Origin of the sequence: Waterburya agarophytonicola KI4 (assembly GCF_020640915.1) — a bacterium.
In the GTDB taxonomy this organism is placed as follows: domain Bacteria; phylum Cyanobacteriota; class Cyanobacteriia; order Cyanobacteriales; family Xenococcaceae; genus Waterburya; species Waterburya agarophytonicola.
Map to the genome: position 1 here is coordinate 1 of NZ_JADWDC010000072.1, position 22,116 is coordinate 22,116.

A 22,116-nucleotide genomic window follows, 5' to 3' on the forward strand; every position below is an offset into this window, starting at 1 on the left:
ATTTTGCGGCATTTTGGCGATCGCTATGTAATTAATTTTGCTTAGGTACTTAGATATCGTTGATGGTGTTGATAAATCAGAAGAAAACAATTCTACAAATATTATCAATGATGTTGATAAGCCAGAGAAAGATAATTCTACAAATATTGTCAATGATGTTGATAAACCAGAAGAAGATAATTCTACAAATATTATCAATGATGTTGATAAACCAGAAAGCGAGGATATTAGTGGTGTTGGAGATTTAGTAAACCGTTTTGAAATAGACAGCGTACATCGCTTTTTTGAATCGAATAATGGATTTCATTTCTATACTGTTGATGATAATGAATCTGATTATATTAGAGAACAAACCGCAGCAGGAAATTTGGCTTATCAGTATGAATCAGAAAAATTTACTGTTTTAACTGACAATATAGATGCCTTGACGGGAGAAGTAATTGAAGGAGTTCAGCCTGTTTATCGCTTTTTTAATCGACAGACTGGTTCTCACCTCTACACCATGAATCAACTAGAAAAAGAGACGATTCAAGACACCTTAGAGCATTATAGTTTTGAAGGAATTAAATACTACGCTTTTGAATCTCAACCAGAAAATCTTGAAACTATTCCTGTATATAGAATGCTCAATAGTAGCACTGGTTCTCATTTGTTTTCGAGCGATCGCAATGAAATTGAAAACATACAAGCAACTTTGCCTGATTTTTCCCTAGAGAATAACGGTAATCCTACTTTTTATGTTTTTGAATTATAAATAAGTTTACCTAAAGCGATCTCTTTCTATTTGAGAACAAGCGATCGCTTATTTTTTTGTCGTTCTAAGATTATAAATACAGATGGGAACTACAATTAAATCAATCAGCACTTAGGAATCGTTAATTCTACGATCTACCCAGCGTTTAGCATTTCTAACAGCTAGCTTAGTAGTCATCGCAAAGGGAACAGCTACCGCACTACCTAAATCATAATTAGCCCAAGCTGTATAAAAATCTTCTCCTTGCCATTTATCGCGAGCGATTTGGATTTTGAAATCTCGGTAGACAAAAGCCAATACAACGTTGGGATAATCTGGGTCGCTCATATCTTACAAGGTCTTGATTTATTTATTACCTAATGAAATTGCGTTCGATAGCATCGGCTACTCGACAAACATCATACATTTCGGTCACGTCATGGACTCTGAGAATATCAGCACCGCGAGAAATCGCCCCATAACAGGCTGCTGAAGTACCCCAAACTCTATCTTTAGCACGATCTTGTTTGAGAATGGGACCCATAAAGCTTTTGCGAGATACCCCAACCAATATCGGTAAGTGTAACACTTTCAATTCGGCTAGGCGTTGCACCAACTCTAGACTTTGACTGGCAGTTTTAGCAAAACCAATGCCAGGATCAACGATAATATGGGATTTATCGATCCCACAGGCGATCGCTTTTTCTGCCTGTATCGTCAAAAACTCAGCTACTTCTGTCACTACGTCTTGATAATCGGTCAAACTCTGCATCGTTTTAGGATTACCACGAATGTGCATTAAAATAATCGGCACATCTAACTTGGCGACAGTGGCTAACATCTTGTCATCGAAAGTAGCCCCCGAAATATCATTAACAATATCTGCCCCTGCTGCGATCGCTTTTTCGGCTACAATTGCTTTGGTGGTATCGATCGAAATAGGAATAGCAGATTCTTGACGCAATTGACGAATTACAGGAATGACGCGATCGAGTTCGTCTTCAATAGATACTTCTGCTGCATTAGGACGAGTAGATTCGCCACCAATATCAATAATATCTGCGCCATTTTTAATCATATCTCGGGCTTGAGAGAAAGCCGTTTCGACACTATTAAATTCCCCACCATCGCTAAAACTATCGGGAGTAACATTGAGAATTCCCATCAAATAAGTCCTTTCTCCCCAATTAAAAAAGCGATCGCGAATTTTTAAAGTCATTATTTTATTCAGCCTCTAATTTACTGTTACTGTATTTATGCCATTGTCCACTAGTGGCTAGGAAAGGAAAAACAATATTTTTCCTAAATTTGGTAATCTTCAATACATTTTTACCAACAATCAAAAATTTAGAACGTTATACTGATTCATGAACAGAATTCTTTAAGTGTTTTATTTGATTGGTGATGTTTATGAATCCAAGTTAATTTCTTGAAAAAACTATCAACTACTTAGTAGTTTCTCTCCAATATTATGAAAACTTTGTAGTCAGATAATTACTTACATTAATTTCGATTTATTAGTTAAGCTAGCTGAGACTTCCGATTACAATGCTGTTGCTTTTTTGGGAATTTTTCTGGAAAGCGAATGCAAACTTTTAGTAGCTTTTTTCTTATGTATTTTGTTAAATATTCTGCAATTGGAGAATGAAATTTTGTCTATTGACAAAATACAAAGTGGCACAAACTAGTCTTTTATTTGTAAAAAAGAGTCTAAATGTTACATAAATAACAACTAGCATCGATTTTTTTTGTTAAAAAAGATTGGCAAAATACTTTTATTAAAGATAGTCAATAATGTTAGTCAATTCCCATTTACTAATTCTTAACTAGAGCTTCAATTAATCTTCATGGAAATTAAGCGATTCTACTCATGCAGAAGCGAATAAATATCGTGCAGGATGATATCGAAGAACTTGAATAGCTTGGGGAGAAACAAAATGCTTTCCAGGGCGATCTCAATCACTTGTTAAAACTAAATTTTGTTGTTTAATAAACATGAGTTCGGACAGAAAGCATTAATTGACATTTTCCTACGTAAGTATCTGAACAAGGCAGTTAAATCGACTAGCCCACTGTTAAAACGGTTTATCAAAATAAAGGAATGAATTATGAACGCAGCACATCATCTAAAATCCAAAATCGATATTTTCTCTCCCTTACGTAAGTGGTTAGATAATATGGAAATTAAAAACAGTAATGTAGCTCACCGCATTTGTAAATCGATTCCCAGTCAGTGTCCCTTTGAAAGAGAAATTAAGTTATTTGGACGGACTATTCTAAGAATTCCCCCCATGTGTAAACTCAATCCTCTTTACAATGAAGTGATAGCTTTGCGTTTTCGTGCAATTTGTTACTTAGCCGATGTTTGTGGAGAAGATGTTAGCGCGTACTGCTAAGGTACAATAAAATTGGAACATCCTTTTCTTTTGTACGGACAATCGTGGCAATTATCGCGCTAAAAGCTTGGTATCTAGAACAATACGAACCAATCAAAAAAGTAATCCAAAAACCCTGCACTCTGCGTTTGAGCAGAAATAGCTTGTTAAAAACGGGTTTGCGAGCAGATTTTTTAGACGATCGCTTTGAAGTAGAAGGATCGGACTGGTTTGAATTATATTTAGAAGGTAAAACAGTTGAGTTTTATATCCAAGGAAGCGGTACTTATCTAGTTTCCAACATTGACTTAGTTTCTCAGGAAATATATTTTACTAAATGCAATAGTATTTCTGGACTTGAACCGATTATTTACTATAGTCCTCAAAATCACTGTCAACCTGCTAACAAAGCAATTACAGAGGTTTTAGAGAGCATCATCGACCGACTAGCAACGCGATCGCGAATTCCCCTCTCCCTAGAGATTACACCACATGCGCCCGAATCGCCTCTTCGCCTTAGCAACAATCAATTGCGCAAAATCAACAAAAGTTTATTGTTCGTAGCTGATGTTACTCCTATTGGAAAGATCTCCAGGGAAAAGCAGTCTGACTTATTAATAGATCCCAATGTATGTGTTGAGTTGGGCTATAGCATTCAAAACAAAGATAACGGACAAATCCTACTGCTCGATATGGAACGTCCAGATTTAAAAGGCACAATCCCTTTTGATATGGTGGGCTATAAACAACTTAGCTTTTCTACTGGGTCACAATTAGCCAAAAGTTTACCCAAACTGATAGATGTATTATTACAAAGATACAGTCTATTCTAGTATTATGTTCCCCTTAAGTTGAATATGACTAACGATCTGTCAAATTCGGTTCTTTTTCCAGTTTTAGAAGATGAATATCTCCAAAATTTAGAAGCTTGTGGAACAGTTATCAAACTGCAACCCAGCCAGATATTATTTACCGAAGGAGATATAGCTAACTGTTTTTATATAGTTTTAGACGGGCAAATAAAAATCACCAAGCAGTTGGGTGCAGAAAAAATTGTCGTCACCATTCACCGTCGAGGAGAATTTACGGGAGATTTAAGTACCTTGACGGGGGGAATTTCCCAAGCTACCGCTAGTAGCATTGATGTTAGTCGAGTAATTCAATTTGATGATTTTAAAGAATTACTCAAAAATTGCCCCAACAGTATCGATCTGTTTGTGCCGACTTTAGCAGAACGTTCTAAGGAATTAGAAATAAAACTGCGTCAACAAGAGAAATTAGCAGCATTGGGCAAACTATCGGCAGGATTAGCCCACGAATTAAATAATCCCGCAGCAGCAGGTAGAAGAGCAGCTAAACAACTCGGCAACGCGATCGCATCTTTACAAAAAAATATGCTATCTCTACGAGGCAAACAGTTTTCGGCGCATCATCGCCAACTACTCCAAGAATTACAACACCAGGCAATTCAACAAGCAGATCGAGAGCATTTTTTATCTCCCCTCGAACAAAGCGATCTTGAAGATGAGTTAGCTGACTGGTTGGAAAGCAGAGGTGTCGAAAATGCTTGGCAATTATCTTCTAGCTTGGCTTATGGGGGAATAAAATCGTCCCAACTGGAAAAACTAGCTACAGAAATGGAATCTCAAGCTTTTAGCGAGGCTGTAATCTGGCTAGAAGCTACGTTAACTATGAATGGCTTGGTTAACGAGGTAGAACAAAGTACCAGCCGTATATCTGATTTAGTGGGAGCAATTAAAAACTATTCTTATATGGATCGCTCTGCAATACAAGAAGTAGATTTACACGAAGGATTAAATAACACTATCAAAATACTGCATCACAAGCTTAAATATGGAGTGACGGTTAACAAACAATATGGCAAAAATATTCCCCGTCTATCAGTATATGGTGGCGAATTAAATCAAGTATGGACCAACTTAATCGATAATGCGATCGATGGAATGGATGGCAAAGGAGAGTTAACTATTCGTACTGCCCTAGAAGATAATTGCGTTTTAGTAGAAATTATGGATAATGGGGCTGGTATCCCTCCAGAAATCCAAGCACGCATTTTTGAACCTTTTTTTACTAGTAAAGGAGTAGGCAAAGGTAGCGGTTTGGGTTTAGATATTTCTCGACGTATTATCGTGCAGCAGCATCAAGGAAATCTCCGTTTTGAATCCCAAGCGGGAAAAACTATTTTTCAGGTGCGTCTTCCCCTAAAAATAGGGTCTAGCTAAATTTACCAATAATCTGTTTCTTTTTCTGTTTGTGTATGAGGATACGACAATTCAAAATTAGAAGGATCTCTTAAAAAGCGCAATGCTTGTTCCTCCAAACGATGAATATGATGTTGTTCTACAAAGTCACTGTTTCGCAAACAGGCAATATATCCTTCCATATAAAGTCTAATTTCTTCAAAACTATAGCGTCTGCGCCATAGATCTACCATACCATCGGTGATTTTTTGATAGTGACGAATGGATTGGGGATCTTGAATAATCATAATTTTTAAGGAATAATGTCGCTGAATATTTCGATAGAAATTGAACTGTTATTAAGTTTCTTGGCTTTTTATCATTTTACTGCTTTAACTTTTAACAATTAATTTTTTTTGGTTGAAGCATTGGTCATTGTTCGTCGTAACCATCGCTACAAAATATTCAGAATGCTAATGCTAGCCTTATTCTTAAAGGAATTTTCCTAAATTTAATGAGGCTAAAGTGACTTCAGCACATATATCAATAGTCGAAAGCAACCCTCACTTGCGATCACTACTAGGTTGGCATTTACAACAGTCGGGTTATGTTGTCAGTCAGTCTGCTAGTTTGCAACAAGGTCGAGATGCTTTCAATAGACATCACCCAGCATTAGTGATTATTGATTCTGATTTGCCAGATGGGGATGGACTAGAATTATCTCACTGGCTTTACGAACAGCAGAAATCTTTAATTCTTTTATTGTCTGCACGAGATAACGAACAAGACATAGTTAGAGGATTGAAAACTGGTGCTGATGACTACTTGACCAAGCCTTTTGGCATGCAGGAGTTTTTAGCCAGAGTAGAAGCTTTAATTAGGAGGATAAGAGTAAATAATTCTGTTCCTCTATCGATGGAATGTAAAGATCTAAAAATAGATTTGGCACAGCGACGGGTAAAGCTGAGAGACAATTTTATCGAACTTACGCCTCAGGAGTTTAGCTTATTGTATGTCTTGGCTCAAGCTGAGGGAAATCCTTTGAGTCGTGCCGAATTACTCCAAAGGGCTTGGCCTGAAGCTATTGATAACCCTCGTACAGTAGACACCCACGTCCTTTCTTTACGTAAAAAAATTGAATTAAGTCCACGGCAGCCAAATATAATACAGACGGTACGGAATGTAGGCTATCGTTTTAACCCCGAATTGATCGAGAGAGAGGATATTGCCGAAAAAAACTTTTCTGTAGCTAATTCGGCTAATATTAGCCGTTTTTCTCGCAGAATACAATAATACTAAAAACATTGATAATATTTAACTCCACTCTTGCTCTTGTTCGGAGTGCGATCGCAATATTTTTTGTCGTAATTTATCCCAGTTAGTATCGTTGGCGGGTAGATCTTCCTCCAATCTTCCTTCATTTAAAAATAATATGCGATCGCAAAAATCTACCAGTAATTCTAATTGATGATTGACCATTACAATGGTGAGATTTTGACTTTGATTGAGTTTCCCTAGCACTGAAAAAACATGAGTCGCCGTCCCAATATCTAATGCAGAAGTTGGTTCGTCCAATAACAACACTTCTGGCTGCATTACCAAGGATCTAGCAATTCCGACTAATTGTCTTTGTCCTAGAGATAGTTGTAATTCTGTCTTGTCAAACCATTCATCGGGAATACGAATTAAATTGACCCAAGTCTCAATTCTTTGCCTAATTTCTGACTCTGGTAATTTTTGTAATCTCAACGGGTACCCCAAAGCATCAATCACTTTCATTCCCAATAATTTAGGTTCTTGGGGTGCTAAAACTATTTGTCGGCGGAGTTGAGTGGTGGTTAGTCGTTTTGCAGGTAAGTCTCGGATAAAAATCTTTCCTTTAGTCGGTGAAGCCAAGCGATTGAGTAATCTAAGTAAAGAAGTTTTTCCCGCGCCAGATGCCCCAACTACCGCTACTTTTGAGCCTTGTTTGAGTTCCCAAGAAATATTATGAAGTAAAAAATCCGAACCCACACTAGCCTGGAGACTAACTGCTTTCAAACGCAAAATCGATTGACCACGGCGATCGCTCATTAGTTATCAGAATACATAGCATTATCGGTCTATACTTTATTCTCCAGCATAATTTAGATCTTGGGGTAGAATTTAACGGAGTAAACTCAAACCCTGCAATTCATAGGCAGAAATATTGTTTACCATTTTAACAACCACCATTGCCTGAGGAGTAACGATGTGAGGCTTGCAAAACTAGCTAACTGGCTATCAGAAGGAGACTTGAAGAAGTACCAAGAAAAAGCACAGCGAGCTTCAACAGCCCAAGCTCAATTGCAACAAATGGAGTCCCAGCTAGAAGAGCTTAAAACTAACTTTCAGCAAGTGCAAAAAGAATTGGCACAAACCAAGGCTCAACTACAAATCAATCAGGGTTTTCAAATTGAACTGGGGGAAACTCAACTGAAATTGCAACAAGTTAATGCTGAAGCTCAACGCTATAAAAAAGAATTATTTGAACAACAAAAACAACTCAATCTTGCCGAGTCCCAGCTTGCTCAAGCAAGACAAGCCTTAGCTCGAACTCAGGACTGGACGCAATATATTCAAACCCCCGTCCGAGTTGCAAAAATTAAAAAAACTCTACCTAAAGAGAATTTTGATACTTTATGGGGTTTTGGCATTATTACCCCTAAGGCTGAATCTGTCACTACTACAGGCGCGCTGCTCGTAAAAGGCTGGGTACTAGGAAAAAAAGCCCAAGCAAAAACTCTAAAAGTTAAGCACCAATCAGAAGAGATTTTATCAACTCCTGTAGAATTACTTCGCTCAAAAGTAGTAGGACAGTATCCTGATATACCTACTGCCAATCAATGTGGTTTTGAATTTTCTTTATCTGTGGTGGGAATACCCTCTATGGTAGAACTCAGTTTAGAAGCGGTTTTGACAGACGAAAGTACTGTGCCACTATGTGCGATTATTGTGCAAACTGAACTAATTGAATCAAAAGACACATAATATTTTAGTAAACCTTCGTTACACTAATAAGGAAAATTAATTGTCACCGATGGACGAATGCCGAAAATATTAAGAAAATATTAAAAAAATCCATCAGCGTTTACAATGAATCTTAAGGTGTTCGGAGGAACAAAGTGTTTACAAGACTCGCGCAACAGCATTGTCAATTCGTTCAAGACTTGGTCATGACTCTACAAGCTTTGGCGATCGCATTAGAAAATAAAGGTTATTTAGCTTCGTGCTATACCTGTGGCGGAGAAATGAATAGTGCTTCGTTTATGGTTAGCTTGGGAGACGAACATCTAATCCGTTTTCTAGTCTCAGACTATGGAATTACTTGGACTGAAATGCGAGACGATCGAGAACTAATGAAACTTGAAGGTGCAGAAGCAATTAATCAATTACAAGATTTGGCAGATTTAATTAAATATCAAATACAACTATCAGAGTCTCAAGCCAGTAAATCTGATAGTCAACCAACCATACAACGTGTTTAATTATTAATTAATAGTTGCCTAAAATGCTTAATATCTCAGAAATAATGTCCGAATTAGTTAACTAGTTCGGGCATTATTTCTATGGAAATTGATCAATAATGGCAATCAAAACTAAAAAATACGCAGCGATCGCAATTTCTCCAATCTAGCTTTATCGACTAATTTCGATCCCTCTCTCTCGAAGTTGCTGCATAAAAAATTCTTCTAGAGAAGGTCTAGCCAAATGAATACTGACCAAGCTCGCTTCTGTGCTGTCGAGATGACTGACAAATAGGTTTGGCTCTACCTTTAGTTGACCGTGCCAACGGTTATTTTCGCGAGTTAAATTGGTCATCCAAGGAGCTAAGGATTCGGAATTTCCTCCCCTGACAATTGCTTGATAAGCATTACTTGTCCCTAAGAGTTCGTCTAAAGAACCCTGACAAATTAATTCTCCCAACGCCAAAAAAGCAATGCGATCGCAAATCTGTTCGATATCGGATAAAATATGGGAATTAAAAAAAATCGTTTTTCCCTGTTGCTTAAGAGATAAGACAATCTCTCGCATTCGATAACGTCCCATGGGATCTAATCCTGACATCGGCTCATCCAAAAACACAATTTCAGGATCATTAATCAAAGCTTGTGCCATCCCAACTCGCTGTAGCATCCCCTTAGAATATTGTTTTAGTTTCTTTTTGCGAGCAGTTGATTGAGCTAATCCTACCAAATCCAACAATTCTGTAATGCGCTGACGCTGTTTCTTTTTAGGAATTTGGAATAATCCAGCAATAAATTCTAAAAACTCCCAGGCGGTTAAAAAATCATACAAATAAGCATTTTCAGGTAAATAGCCAATCCTTTGCTTAACACCGCGATCGCCAATGGGTTTGCCCAAAATAACCGCTCTTCCAGCAGAAGGACGAGTAATTCCTAACAAAGTCTTGAGCAAAGTCGTTTTACCCGCACCATTTGGTCCTAATAAACCAAAAGTTTCTCCTTGATAAATGCTTAAAGAGCAGTTTTTCAGAGATTCTATTTTTTGATTCATCCAAAAGCCAGTACGGTAAACCTTTCCCAAGTTCCAAGTTTGCACTACTGGCATAGAATCTTTGGGGGATGAATTTGAAGATAAATCAGTAGCAGAATCCATAAATGACAGTCAGGGAAAAAGTATTTTCTACTTGTATATTTCCCCAAAATCCCTTGTTTTCTAACATCTCAATGTAGATGAATTTTATTTTTAGAAAATTTTTTTAATTATTTAATCAAAAAAACATATAAACAATAGGTAATTTAGCTTATTGTAATTATAGTTAACCCACGATAACTAAACTTAATTTAAAACCATCAATAAAAAATGAACATCTTATTTGTGATTACCAGGGCTGATGCGATTGGAGGCGCGCAAGTTCATGTAAAAGACTTAGCGATCGCTCTACAAAAAGATCGTCACAAAGTACTAATCCTGACGGGTCAGCAAGGGGTATTCAATGAAGATTTGAGAGAAGCGGGTATTGAATCTATTCCTTGTGAATTCTTACGTAAACAAATCAATCCTTTTTTAGATGGTAAAAGTCTACGCTACATACTGCACATAATCTCCGAATTCAGACCAGATCTGATTGCTGCTCATTCCAGTAAAACTGGAATATTAGGTCGTTTGGCGAGTAAAATGTCTCAAATTCCTTGCGTGTTTACTGCCCATGGATGGTCATTCACTACAGGAATTCCTCAGCCAAATCGCACTATTTATCGCGTCTTAGAAAAAGCAACCGCATTTTTGGCAGATAAAATAATCTGCGTTTCCGAACACGATCGCTCCATTGGTATCAAAGCTGGTATGGATTCGGCAAAACTATTGACGGTACACAACGGGATGAAAGATATTACTCCCAATCTGATGGCTAATCCTGTGGGGGGACAACCGATTAAGGTAGCAATGATTGCTCGTTTTGATCGACAAAAAGACCATGCAACTTTGATTGAAGCTTTTCAAGATCTTAATGCGGAATTGATTTTGATTGGCGATGGACCAAGTATGCTTAAAACCCAAAAGCAAGTAGAAAAATTAAATATGGCTAAAAAAGTCCAATTTCTTGGCTTCCGCCAGGATATTGCACAGATTTTAGCCGAAGTCCAAATCTTTACCTTGATATCTAATTGGGAAGGTTTGCCATGCACGATTATTGAAGCAATGCGAGCCGGATTGCCCGTAGTCGCTTCTGATGTCGGTGGAGTTAAAGAAATCGTGATTGATAGCCAAACTGGTTATGTAATTCCTCGCGGTGATGCAATCGCTCTGCATCAAAAATTAGCTTACTTGATTGAGAATGAATCAGCTAGGACTAGTATGGGTATCTTAGCTCGTCAGAAATACGAATCAGAATTAACTTTCAAACATATGTATGAGAGAACTCTGGCTGTCTACGAACAGGTAGTAGCAGATCGAGCTAATGCGATCGCCATAAAATAGCTACCAATAATAATCATTAGTGGTAAAAACTGCCTCAAAAAATATTTCTTCGGTCAAAAGCTCGATCATAGCTGTCTGTTTAAATATTTTTTATTTATAGTAGTTTTATATATCCTATGGTCTAAATAAAAATATCACCAGAAAAATAATGATAGTAGCCGATCGCAAAAAGATTGCTTATATACATATCTACAAAACAGGAGGTTCTAGTATTACAAAACTATTGATGCCTCATATTTCAGAAAATTGTCGCAGTAAAAACGCCAGAAGTCATGGTCCTCATTGGCGTAGAACTTGGCATATTGACACTCGGATGCACTCTAAGTTTGCTGATGCTTTATCAAGTGTTGATCGCTGTAATATCGATTTAGATGAATACTTCAAGTTTACTATCGTTCGCAATCCCTATAGTTGGATTTTATCGGTGTGGAATAATTTTTATCAGTCTCCTACAGGAAATAGCCCAAATACTTTGGTCAACAACTTAAAATTCCAGTTCGGAAAGTTAACGAGCAAAAAACTTTTTACCGCACAATACTTTTATGAAATGTATCCTGATGGTAGTTTTGAAAACTTTGTTTTGTTTATTGACCGCATGGTTAGTGAAAATCCTAAATTAGCTAGAACAATTTGGGGTTGCTCGGATCAATATAGTTTTATAGATAACGATCGTAATATTGAGTTCGACTTTATTGGTAAATTTGAAAATTTAGAGGAAGATCTCAAAACAATTTTTAAAAGGGTTGAAGGAAAGGATCTTGAAAGCGTTCCTCGCGAAACTCATGGCAGCGATCGTAACAAACAAAAGCGTAAAAACTATTTAACATATTACAATGACAAATCTATTGAAATTGTCAACCGAATTTTTGCTAGAGACTTCAAAGCTTTTGATTACCAACCCATCTCCAATGCCTCAAAGATAGACGTCTTGACCGAGTAGAACTTCTAATCATTTTTATTTCCCCAGTAATTAACAAAGTTATGATATTTTGATTTTTTATTACCCTAGATAGTACCTACTAATTTAGGATGGAGCTATTGAGTAAAAATATTATTAAAATCGGAATTGTCAATGATTGTTGCAGATAAAAAGAAAGTTATTTTCATCCATATAGAAAAGACTGGGGGTACTAGTATAGCAGCACTGCTCGTACCTTATATATCAGAAAAGTTTAGAAGTAAAAACGCTATGATGCCAGAATCTGGCAAGGAATGGCGACGAGATTGGCATGTTAACCGCCAGCATTCGGGATTTTCTGAATCGCTACCAGTTTTAGACAAATTAGGTGTCGATCCTCAAGAGTATTTTAAGTTTGCTATTGTGCGTAACCCCTATAGTTGGTTGTTATCAGTCTGGGAAAATAGATATAAATCCCCCATGACTGTTAAAAAAACTTTAGCTAATAGATTGAGATTTCAAATTGGGAAGTTTATAGATATAAAAAGACTTCCCAGTCAGCATTTTCACCAAATGTATCCCGATGGAAGTTTTAAAAGCTTTGTCTTATTTATCGACTATTTAAACTCAAATTATCCACCATCGTTTACTCAAAAATATATGGGAGGTCAAGATCAATTTAGTTATATCGATAACAACCGCAATATTAAATTTGATTTTATTGGCAAATTAGAAAATTTAGACCAAGATATACAAAAAATCAACCAAATAGTCGGACTAAATGATGGTTTGGAAGTTCCTCACTTTAATCAAGCGAGGCGAATCACAAACAAACAAAAATATCTAGATTATTATGATGATGAATCAATTGAAATAGTGAATCGAATTTTTGTTCGAGACTTTGAAGCTTTTGATTATCAACCAATCTCAAATTTAACCGAACGACAAAGTACGGTATAAAACACAATTAAAAAACTATAAAACCGAGCGTGAAAAAACAAATTCTATTATCAACTCCTCACATGGGAGAGCAAGAAAGAAAGTTTGTTACAGAAGCATTTGATACCAACTGGGTAGCTCCTATTGGTCCAAATGTAGATGCTTTTGAACGAGAATTTTCTACCCTGGTAGGTTCGCAATATTCGGCTGCTTTATCTTCTGGGACAGCAGCTTTACATTTAGCTCTCAAATTAGTGGGAGTTGAAGCAGGAGATGAAGTATTTTGTTCGACTTTTACTTTTATTGCGAGTGCTAGTCCTATTACATATTTGGGAGCGAAGCCTGTCTTTATTGACAGCGATCGCACTTCTTGGAATATGGATCCCAATCTCCTGTCTGAAGCCTTGGCTCAAAAAGCAAAAGTTAATAAGTTACCCAAAGCAGTAGTATTAGTTCATTTATATGGTCAAAGTGCTGATATAGAGCCAATTCTAGAAATATGCGATCGCTATTCTGTTCCTCTAATAGAAGATGCAGCAGAGGCTTTGGGTGCAACATATAAAAATACTTCCCCAGGGACTTGGGGACGGGCGGGAATTTTTTCCTTTAATGGAAACAAGATAATTACTACCTCTGGCGGAGGAATGCTAGTTTCTGATGATGGAGATTTAATTGAGAAAGCTAGATTCTTAGCAACCCAAGCCAGAGATCCAGAACCACATTACGAACACACTCAAATTGGTTTTAACTATCGACTAAGCAATATTTCCGCAGGGATTGGTCGAGGACAGCTAGCAGTCTTATCAGAAAGAGTTGCTGCTCGTTGCCGAAATTTTGCAACTTATAAATCAGCTTTAGGAGATTTACCTGGCATTGAATTTATGCCTGAGCCTGATTATGGTAAAAGTACTCATTGGTTGAGTTGTCTAACTTTCGATCCCAATGTGGCAAAAATAGATCGCGAACAGGTTCGCCTACACCTAGCAAAACATAATATAGAAACTAGACCTTTATGGAAACCAATGCACTTACAACCTGTATTTTCCGATTGTGAGTGCTTTAATAGTAGAGTATCTGAAGAACTATTTCAAAAAGGTTTATGCATACCTTCTGGTTCTAATTTGAGCGAAGAAGATTTAAGTAGAGTAATTACTGAGATTAAAAAAGTTTATCGCCATCAATAAAATCTTGACCTTAACTTTATCAAAAGTTTTACAATCTTGAAGAAAACTTTGTCTAAATTTTACTACTCTTCAGTTATCATAATCTAAGTATATTTACATACGTATATATCCTTTAACTATTTTTAAAACAGCGTCGTTATTAAAGTGACATTTGCTTATGAACCCCTCACAAAATTCTGTGGATCTAGATCAATATTGGCAAATCATTAAAAGACATTGGCTCCCAGGCTCAGTCGTTTTTTTATCAGTATTGATGTTAGGCGTTATCGCCACCTCTCTTAAAGAAAATATTTATCAAGCAGAAGCTAAATTAAAATTTAAAGGAAATACTGTTACCTCATCTTTAACAGATGTTGGTAAAGCTATAGGTGGATTTTCTCCGATTGCGGATAGAGGAAATCCAATTGCAACTGAGGCAGAAGTACTACGATCTGTTCCTCTAATTAAAGAAACTATTGAAGACCCTCAACTAAACCTGAAAAGCGCTGATGGGCAGAAACTAAGTGTTAATGCTTTTTCCAGAAAATTGAAAGTTGGTTCGTTACCATCAACGGATATTCTTAAAGTTTCGTACTCTAGTGAAGATCCAGAACAAGCAGCAAAGATTGTCAACACCTTGGTCAGAAACTATTTGCAAAACAACCAAATCGTTAATACTGCTGAAGCTGTTTCTGCCAGAGAATTTTTGGAAGTGCAGTTACCCAAAGTAGAAGAGTCTTTACGTAAAACTGAAGCTGCAATACGTCAACTAAAAGAATCAAACGAATTTGTTGCTCCCGCAGAAGATACCAAAGCCTTAATTACTTCTCAGAAAGATTTAGAGGATCAAATAGTTAAAACTCGCGGCGAACTTGCTAATGCTGAATCTCAAGCTAATTACATTAGAGAAAAATTGGGTTTGAGTACTCAAGAAGCATTTATACTGTCAACAGTCGGTCAATCTGCGGAAATTCGCGGTACGGTAGCCAGACTAAAGGAGGCTGAATCTGAACTAGCTATCGCCCAAGCGAAGTTTACTGACAACAGCCCAAATGTTATCGATCTCAAAAACGAAATAAATTCCTTACAAAAACTACTAGAGCAGCAAGCCTCTTCTGTTGGGGGAACAAAAGCAGTAGAAGTATTGCGTAACAACAAATCTGGAGTCGTTCAACAAGAGTTGACTAGCGAATTGATTAAATGGGAAGCCAGTAATTTTGGCTTGCAAAGGCAACTTACTAGTCTTCAAGGACTAGCAGATAGTCGTCAGGAAAAAATCAAAAAAGTCCCCGAAATAGAGGAAAAACTAAGTAAGTTGGAAAGGGAAGCTCAATCCTATGAATCTTCTTATGAGGTCCTTTGGAAACAACTAGAAACGGTTAAGATTGCCGAAAGTCAAGACCCTGGTAATGTAAGGGTAATTTCTAATGCAGTCGTTCCTACTACTCCCGTATCTTCTCGTGCTGTTGGTTATTTAGCATCTGGCTCTTTAGCACTTCTAGCAGCAGCAGGAGTAATTTATCTCCTAGAAATTAGCGATAAGTCTATCAAAACTATCGAAGAAGCAAAACAACTATATGGTTACACTTGGTTGGGAGTAATTCCCAGTACAGACCATGTCAATCATCTCAGTTTGCCAGAAGCAGAAGATAGCGATCCCCTCATACCTAAGTTGGTCGTTCGAGACTATCCTTCTTTGCCTTTGAGCGAATCTTATCGGATGTTACAATCCAACATCAAATTTTTAAACTCCGATCGCACGGCTAAGACTATTGTAATCACTAGTTCGGCTACTCAAGAAGGCAAGTCTGCTGTAGCAGCAAACTTAGCAGCAGCAATGGCTCAAGTAGGAAATAAAGTTCTATTGGTTGATGCTAACTTGCATTCTCCCAGTCAGCACCGTATTTGGGATAGATATAACGATAGTGGTTTGAGTAATGTGATTGCAGAACAGCTAGATCCTCGCATGACTATCGATGAAGTTATGCCCAATCTTGATTTACTTACTTCTGGTACGGCAACTCTTTCTCCTGCTACTTTGCTCGATTCTCAAAGAATGAGAATGTTAATGGACTATTGGTCGGAGCGATATGATTTTGTTATCTTTGACACTCCATCATTAGACATGACTGCCGACGCGCCAATTATGGGTCGTATGGCTGATGGTGTACTGTTGGTAGTTAGACCTGGATTTGTAGAGCGATCGCAAGCAGCATTTACCAAAGATATGTTAGCTCAGTCTGGCATTAATATGCTGGGTATTATCTTTAATGGTATTACTCCTCAGTTCGACTCCACTCCGTTCTATTATCAAGCCTTAGCGAGTCAGCAATCTACACAGCAAAATAGACTAACCGATGGAACTTCATCTTCCAAAGGCGAACTGTGGGATACTATTTCTTCGATGTCCAAAGAATCTAAAAAAAGTAAACTGGCAGCAAATCTTGGAGAAGAAGAACTTCAGTTTGCTCCCATAGAAAAATTAGAAAGCATGGTGGCATCTCTTCAACAAGATTTAGGAGACTTAGATCTATTAGTTCGAGAACAAGAAGAAGAGTTGTTAAACCAACGCCAAAAGGTCAAAAAACTACAGCGTCAAGCCAACGTTGCTACGGAAAACGAACGTTTTTACTTGGAAAATGAATTAAGCCAAGAGCAAGAAAGAAAAAGAATGCTAGATGAAACTCTAGTCGGACAAAAACGAAATCTTGAAAAACGGCGTGAAATGCTTCATCAATATCAACAAGTATTAGAGACTAGAAAGAATGCTAGTACTCAAATCTTGTAGTTGATAGTTTAAATTCAATCTCAAATAAAAAAAGGGTAAGAATTAGTTTTCTTATCCTTTTTTATATTCAAGTTTTGATATTCAAGAAATAACTCTATAAATACTTTAGTGTTGCAGCAATTCTTCTGTTTTAAGATCTGCTTTTGTGTCGGATCGATCGCTCTCTGTTTGTTCTTTTGCCATCAAATTAATAATCGAAGACTTTTCTAACAAACCAAAAACCTCTCCTGCTTCTCCCACTACTACCAATTCGCGGGGGTTATTGGTTTCAAATTCTTTGGCTACTTCCAGTAAGGATGTGTTAGCAAGAATAGTGTTAGCTTCATCAACAGGTTTAATCAATTCCCCTAAGTAGATGTCATTCCACTGAGACGTAGGAGTTTGTTTGAGGTCTGCGATCGCAATTTCTCCAATTAGCTGTTGCTGTTCATTGATCACCAAGAATTTTTTCCATCGCTCTTTGCCAATTACGTAGTTATTAACAAATTCTCTAACTGTAAGATTGCTATCAACAATAGGACTATCGGGAATGACTGCATCCAAAGCTGTATATTGACTTAATTTATCTTGTACTGTGGCTGATTGGGCAGCAAAACCAGCATTGCGTAGCAAAAATGCTCCAATAAACAACGTCCAGATGCTCCCTACTTGACTAATACCCAAGACAGATAATAAACCCAAGCCGATAGCCGACCAACCGATGACTTGTCCGACTCTTCCCGCAAAGATAATACCTTTGTTGGGATTTCCTGTAATTTTCCAGACAATTGCTTTGAGTACGTTACCGCCATCTAGGGGTAAGCCAGGAATCATGTTAAACAGTGCTAAGACCAAGTTAATGTATGCCACCAAAGAGACGATCGCTTTAATGGGTAAACTTAAAGGTGCTGTAGCTGCAATAAAAGAAAAAAGACCAAACAGTAGGACGCTGACTAAAGGCCCTGCGATCGCTACAGAAAATGCTTGTAATGGTGTTTCTGATTCTTTTTCTAGGGTTGCCAAGCCACCAAAGATAAATAGGGTAATAGATTTGACTGATATTCCTTGAGATATAGCAACAAAACTATGTCCAAGTTCGTGGGCGATTACGGACGAAAATAGCAGCAAAGCAGCTACTAAACCCAAAAACCAAGGCATTATCCCTGTTAATTCTGGAAATTGGGTTAAGTTTGAGCCATAGCTCCAAGTGACTAGCCCTAAGACAAAAAACCATGAAGGATTAATGAAAAAGGGGATGCCAAATAAATTACCGATCCGAATGTTGCCGTTCATGGCACTCTCCTATCTAAAAGACGCAAATTGATTTCAATGCTTAATAAAAGTGTTTAATATTTTTATTGGCTTATAAGAAAATTGTAACGAACAGTAAACAATAATTCACCCTTCCAGGGTATAGTAAAAACCGCCATCAAAATTACGGTAGCAACTTGGCATATCTTGGGCATAATAAATATAGTGGAAAGATGCCAAAATAATATGTCAGATATAACGCCACCATATCCAGATTCTTATAGTCAAGCAGAAATTCAAGAAATACTGCAATTGGCGATCGCTAGCCATCATACAGAAGATGAATTAAGCCGACAACAACTTTGGGAAATCGCCTCGGAGTTGGATATTAGTAATGCGGTGATTCAGTCTGCGGAGAGAGATTGGTTGGAGAGAAAAGCTGTAGATCGCCAACGTCGATCTTTCGATCTCCATCGTCGTCAAAAATTTAAACAAAAATTAACTAAATTTGCGATCGTCAATACTTTTTTGGTTTCTTTAAATTTGATTGCTATAGGTACGCTTTCTTGGTCTTTATACATTTTGCTGTTTTGGGGATTGGGGATAGCTTTAAATGGCTGGAAAGCTTACCAATCTGGGGGGGAAGCCTACGAAAAAGAATTTCAACGCTGGAGCTTTCAAAATGAAGTGAAGCAAACTGTAGCAACAGTATGGACAAAACTACAAAAAACTTTGCAAGCTTGAGTGAGTTTAAATTGCTTGATTTTATCTAAATAGACTAATATTAGGATTTCGTATCAATTGCTACTTAATCCAAGCCAAATAACAGGTAGTTTAGAAGCATATATATGTCAAAGATTTATAGTCGAAAACAGGAACTCATGCAAATCCATAAGTTCTTTGTCTTTTACTGTATATAGCCCGTTGGGACTTATCCTTGAAGCAAGTATATCTGTGGATTAGTATTATTAAGGGATCTAATTATCAATGGTGGCGATGGGTGTATTTCCAGCTATCTATTCAACTCTATCTCCCCAAGCCCTGATAGATGGAGTTCTTTCTAGATACGAATTAGGGGCAATAGATCGATGTCTATTTTGGAATCGCGGTCTAAGCGATATTTATCTAATCGAAACCTCAGAAAAATCTTATATTCTTAAGGTTTCTCATCATCACTGGCGTTCTAAATCAGATATTCAATTTGAGCTAGAGTTTCTTGACTTTTTATATCAGCAAGATATTCCTGTTGCTAACCCCTTGAAAACTACAGCAGGTGAATTGTTTGTGACAGTTGGTGCCGTAGAAGGCGATCGCTATGCAGCACTTTTCCCCTACGCCCCAGGAGAAGTACCCCAAGGAGATCTGAGCATAGATCAAAGTACGATTATGGGTCAAACTTTGGGTCGAATACATGCTTCATCTTTAAAATTCCAGAACACAACTCCTCGCCAAGCTCTCAATCTTGAATATCTACTAGATGATTCTTGGGAAGTAATTAATCCCTATTTGAGCCACAACAGCGAAGATCTGATATTTCTCGAAAAAGCGATCTGCAACATCAAACATCAATTGACTTGTTTGGAACAAAGATCGCCCCTTTGGAGCGTGTGTTGGGGAGATCCTCACAGTGGCAATGTTCATTTTACCAAAGACAATCAAATTACTCTTTTTGATTTCGATCAATGTGGCTATGGCTGGCGCGTATTTGATATTGCGAAGTTTCTTCAGGTTTCCCTCAGTGCAGGAATTAAATGCAAGGTTAGAGACAGTTTTTTAATTGGTTATCAAAAAGTACAAAAGCTGACAGACTTAGAACTATCATCTTTACAACCTTTAACTCAGATGGCGCATATTTGGGCTTGGGCAATTGGCATTAATGCTACCGCTATTCATAATTGGTCGAGACTAGATGATTTTTATATTAAAAGACATCTACATCAATTGAAGAGATTGAGTACTCAAGAATGGCAATTATTTTAACTCAAGTTCTGAGGTTACGCAAAAGCTATCACAGAAAGAAGAAATAAGAAAAATGGTTTCTGTCGTGGAAAACAATCAATCAAATGTAAAGATTGTCTTGTGTAATAAGCCCTGTCGATGTTGAAAACTGGAGTTTCGTAGCGATCGCGAAGTTTAAGTAAGAAGAATAAAGAGTTACTTATTACTTATATGCGAAGCAGTATCCTTTAGGATTACATCAAATATATATATATAATAATGAAAATTAAACCAGTTCTTCTTTGTCAATTGTTTTATGCTGTCTGTTAACGAAGTCGAAGAAATTATTCTCAATTTAGTTGAAATTTTAGATGTTGAAAAAGACAGCGAAATCGTAAGTTTAGAAAATATAGAAGGAAGAGTATTAGCCCAAGCCGTTAAGGGTAAGTTAGATTTTCCTCACTGGGATAATTCAGCAATGGATGGTTATGCAGTACGATATGCAGATGTCAAAGACTGTAGCGGAGATAATCCCACAACATTAAAAGTTGTTACAGAAATTGCAGCAGGCGATCGCCCTAATGTAGAAATTAAGTCAGGACAAACAGCCCGTATCTTCACGGGGGCAATGCTTCCAGTGGGAACTGACACGATTGTCATTCAAGAAAATACCACCAGGAAAGGGGATGAAGTTATTATTCTCTCTGCACCCCAAGAACAAGAATTTGTCCGCCATAAAGGGACATTTTATCAAGCAGGAACGCCCATCTTAAAAGCAGGAATTAAAATTGGCGCGCCAGAAATAGCTGTATTAGCTACCGCCCAATGTACTGAGTTATCTGTATATCGTCGCCCCCGCGTAGCAATATTATCTACAGGGGATGAATTAGTTACCCCCGAACAATCTTTACAACCTGGACAAATAGTAGATTCCAATCAATATGCTTTGGCAAGCTTCGTAGCTCAAAATGGGGCAATTCCCGTTAAGTTGGGTATCGTACCAGATAAACCAGAAGAGTTGAAAAAAGCGATCGCACAAGCTATAGACTCGGCAGATATTGTCTTATCTACTGGTGGGGTATCAGTGGGAGATTATGATTATGTCGATCGCATTTTGGCAGAGTTAGGGGGAACATTACACATCCGTAGCGTAGCCGTCAAACCAGGAAAACCTCTAACAGTTGCAACTTTTGAAAACAATAACTGTTTGTATTTTGGTATCCCAGGAAACCCCGTTTCCGCATTAGTTAGTTGCTGGCGTTTTGTGCAACCCCCATTGATAAAATTAACAGGACAAAATAATTATCAACCCCGCTTTATTACCGCTACTACCCGTCACGATCTAAAAGCTGGTGGTAGAAGAGAAACCTACCTCTGGGGACAATTACATTTAGTTGATGGTAACTATGAATTTGCTCTAGCTGGGGGTAGCCATAGTTCGGGTAATTTAATTAATTTGGCACAAACTAATGGTCTGGCGATCGTTCCTGTGGGGGAAAATTTTATTGCAGCAGACAGAGAAGTTGTGGTGATGCTCGTTGACTGACTTAAAATTAGTCAATATCGTTCTGACAAGCAATTACTACTGTCATACTCAAAGAAAAGCTAAATGATAGAACTACACGCCCACACTACTTATTCTGATGGCATACTAACACCGCAACAGTTGGTTGAACGGGCTGCAAGTGCAGGAGTTAAAGCATTAGCCATTACGGATCACGATACTTTGTACGGTTGGAATGAAGCGATCGCAGCAGCAGTTCCCCATAATATTGAAATTATACCAGGAGTCGAACTTAGTACGGTTTATAATGGGCGATCGCTCCATGTTTTGGGTTACTAAGCTTAGACGCACCTAGTTTAGGTTATAATCAGGGAAAAAAAAGAGCG

Annotated in this window: 21 protein-coding genes and 1 pseudogene; 16 read left to right on the forward strand and 6 right to left on the reverse strand. The window is 37.6% G+C overall.

The window, feature by feature from the left end; translation table 11 throughout:
- Positions 1–37: 37 nt before the first annotated feature.
- Positions 38–754 carry a hypothetical protein gene (locus tag I4641_RS19760; RefSeq protein ID WP_229642305.1) on the forward strand — a complete coding sequence of 239 codons (717 nt, stop codon included), beginning with the start codon at positions 38–40 and terminating at the stop codon, positions 752–754.
- A gap of 111 nt (positions 755–865) precedes the next feature.
- Here the strand turns inward: I4641_RS19760 and I4641_RS19765 are convergent, their stop codons facing one another.
- Complete coding sequence (locus I4641_RS19765; RefSeq protein WP_229642306.1) at positions 866–1,081, reverse strand: hypothetical protein; 216 nt, start codon at positions 1,079–1,081, stop codon at positions 866–868.
- Positions 1,082–1,106: 25 nt separating this feature from the next.
- A complete protein-coding gene (gene folP, locus I4641_RS19770) occupies positions 1,107–1,952 on the reverse strand; it encodes a dihydropteroate synthase (protein WP_229642307.1) in 846 nt (281 codons plus the stop codon).
- Between the two features lie 889 nt (positions 1,953–2,841).
- On the opposite strand from folP, the gene I4641_RS19775 reads away from it, so the two are divergent.
- The 3 genes from I4641_RS19775 to I4641_RS19785 are packed head-to-tail and all read left to right on the forward strand — an operon-like array spanning position 2,842 to position 5,351.
- A complete protein-coding gene (locus I4641_RS19775; RefSeq protein ID WP_229642308.1) occupies positions 2,842–3,129 on the forward strand; it encodes a Mo-dependent nitrogenase C-terminal domain-containing protein in 288 nt (95 codons plus the stop codon).
- A gap of 44 nt (positions 3,130–3,173) precedes the next feature.
- Positions 3,174–3,941 (forward strand): hypothetical protein, encoded by a 768-nt coding sequence (locus tag I4641_RS19780; RefSeq protein ID WP_229642309.1) that lies wholly within the window; start codon positions 3,174–3,176, stop codon positions 3,939–3,941.
- Positions 3,942–3,965: 24 nt separating this feature from the next.
- Positions 3,966–5,351, forward strand: a complete 1,386-nt coding sequence (locus I4641_RS19785) for an ATP-binding protein (protein WP_229642310.1) — start codon at positions 3,966–3,968, stop codon at positions 5,349–5,351.
- 2 nt (positions 5,352–5,353) lie between these two features.
- Here I4641_RS19785 and I4641_RS19790 read toward each other — a convergent pair whose 3' ends face one another.
- A complete protein-coding gene (locus tag I4641_RS19790; RefSeq protein ID WP_369426848.1) occupies positions 5,354–5,614 on the reverse strand; it encodes a DUF6761 family protein in 261 nt (86 codons plus the stop codon).
- A 220-nt stretch (positions 5,615–5,834) separates the two neighbouring features.
- On the opposite strand from I4641_RS19790, the gene I4641_RS24305 reads away from it, so the two are divergent.
- Positions 5,835–6,602 carry a response regulator transcription factor gene (locus tag I4641_RS24305; protein WP_229642312.1) on the forward strand — a complete coding sequence of 256 codons (768 nt, stop codon included), beginning with the start codon at positions 5,835–5,837 and terminating at the stop codon, positions 6,600–6,602.
- Between the two features lie 21 nt (positions 6,603–6,623).
- On the opposite strand, the gene I4641_RS19800 is transcribed toward I4641_RS24305, so the two are convergent.
- Positions 6,624–7,382, reverse strand: coding sequence for an energy-coupling factor ABC transporter ATP-binding protein (locus tag I4641_RS19800; RefSeq protein ID WP_229642313.1), 759 nt, complete (start codon positions 7,380–7,382; stop codon positions 6,624–6,626).
- A gap of 159 nt (positions 7,383–7,541) precedes the next feature.
- Here I4641_RS19800 and I4641_RS19805 point away from each other — a divergent pair, with 159 nt between their 5' ends.
- Both I4641_RS19805 and I4641_RS19810 read left to right on the forward strand, forming a co-directional pair.
- Entirely contained in the window at positions 7,542–8,318 is a 777-nt protein-coding gene (locus tag I4641_RS19805) for a hypothetical protein (protein WP_229642314.1), read from the forward strand.
- A gap of 134 nt (positions 8,319–8,452) precedes the next feature.
- Positions 8,453–8,815, forward strand: a complete 363-nt coding sequence (locus I4641_RS19810; protein WP_229642315.1) for a DUF1815 family protein — start codon at positions 8,453–8,455, stop codon at positions 8,813–8,815.
- 151 nt (positions 8,816–8,966) lie between these two features.
- On the opposite strand, the gene I4641_RS19815 is transcribed toward I4641_RS19810, so the two are convergent.
- Positions 8,967–9,947, reverse strand: a complete 981-nt coding sequence (locus I4641_RS19815; RefSeq protein WP_229642316.1) for an ABC transporter ATP-binding protein — start codon at positions 9,945–9,947, stop codon at positions 8,967–8,969.
- A 207-nt stretch (positions 9,948–10,154) separates the two neighbouring features.
- On the opposite strand from I4641_RS19815, the gene I4641_RS19820 reads away from it, so the two are divergent.
- The 5 genes from I4641_RS19820 (at position 10,155) to I4641_RS19840 (ending at position 17,058) form a co-directional block, all read left to right on the forward strand.
- Positions 10,155–11,270 carry a glycosyltransferase family 4 protein gene (locus tag I4641_RS19820; RefSeq protein ID WP_229642317.1) on the forward strand — a complete coding sequence of 372 codons (1,116 nt, stop codon included), beginning with the start codon at positions 10,155–10,157 and terminating at the stop codon, positions 11,268–11,270.
- A 148-nt stretch (positions 11,271–11,418) separates the two neighbouring features.
- On the forward strand, positions 11,419–12,210 hold the full coding sequence (locus tag I4641_RS19825) for a sulfotransferase family 2 domain-containing protein (RefSeq protein WP_229642318.1): 792 nt from the start codon (positions 11,419–11,421) through the stop codon (positions 12,208–12,210).
- Positions 12,211–12,342: 132 nt separating this feature from the next.
- The gene (locus I4641_RS19830) at positions 12,343–13,128 is read left to right on the forward strand and encodes a sulfotransferase family 2 domain-containing protein (protein ID WP_229642319.1); all 786 of its coding nucleotides are present in this window, start codon (positions 12,343–12,345) and stop codon (positions 13,126–13,128) included.
- 29 nt (positions 13,129–13,157) lie between these two features.
- The gene (locus I4641_RS19835) at positions 13,158–14,291 is read left to right on the forward strand and encodes a DegT/DnrJ/EryC1/StrS family aminotransferase (RefSeq protein WP_229642320.1); all 1,134 of its coding nucleotides are present in this window, start codon (positions 13,158–13,160) and stop codon (positions 14,289–14,291) included.
- 253 nt (positions 14,292–14,544) lie between these two features.
- Positions 14,545–17,058, forward strand: a complete 2,514-nt coding sequence (locus I4641_RS19840) for a GumC family protein (protein ID WP_229642321.1) — start codon at positions 14,545–14,547, stop codon at positions 17,056–17,058.
- 105 nt (positions 17,059–17,163) lie between these two features.
- On the opposite strand, the gene I4641_RS19845 is transcribed toward I4641_RS19840, so the two are convergent.
- Positions 17,164–18,330 (reverse strand): site-2 protease family protein, encoded by a 1,167-nt coding sequence (locus tag I4641_RS19845; RefSeq protein ID WP_229642322.1) that lies wholly within the window; start codon positions 18,328–18,330, stop codon positions 17,164–17,166.
- A 204-nt stretch (positions 18,331–18,534) separates the two neighbouring features.
- Between I4641_RS19845 and I4641_RS19850 the strand changes: the two genes are divergently transcribed.
- The 4 genes and pseudogenes from I4641_RS19850 to I4641_RS19865 form a co-directional block, all read left to right on the forward strand.
- Positions 18,535–19,032, forward strand: a complete 498-nt coding sequence (locus tag I4641_RS19850; RefSeq protein WP_229642323.1) for a 2TM domain-containing protein — start codon at positions 18,535–18,537, stop codon at positions 19,030–19,032.
- 252 nt (positions 19,033–19,284) lie between these two features.
- Positions 19,285–20,268 (forward strand): phosphotransferase, encoded by a 984-nt coding sequence (locus I4641_RS19855; protein ID WP_229642324.1) that lies wholly within the window; start codon positions 19,285–19,287, stop codon positions 20,266–20,268.
- Positions 20,269–20,542: 274 nt separating this feature from the next.
- Positions 20,543–21,772: a molybdopterin molybdotransferase MoeA gene (locus I4641_RS19860; protein WP_229642325.1), complete on the forward strand. Its 1,230-nt coding sequence runs from the start codon at positions 20,543–20,545 to the stop codon at positions 21,770–21,772.
- A 63-nt stretch (positions 21,773–21,835) separates the two neighbouring features.
- A pseudogene (locus I4641_RS19865) lies at positions 21,836–22,066 on the forward strand (PHP domain-containing protein); the annotation flags it as partial.
- Between the last annotated feature and the right edge of the window lie 50 nt (positions 22,067–22,116).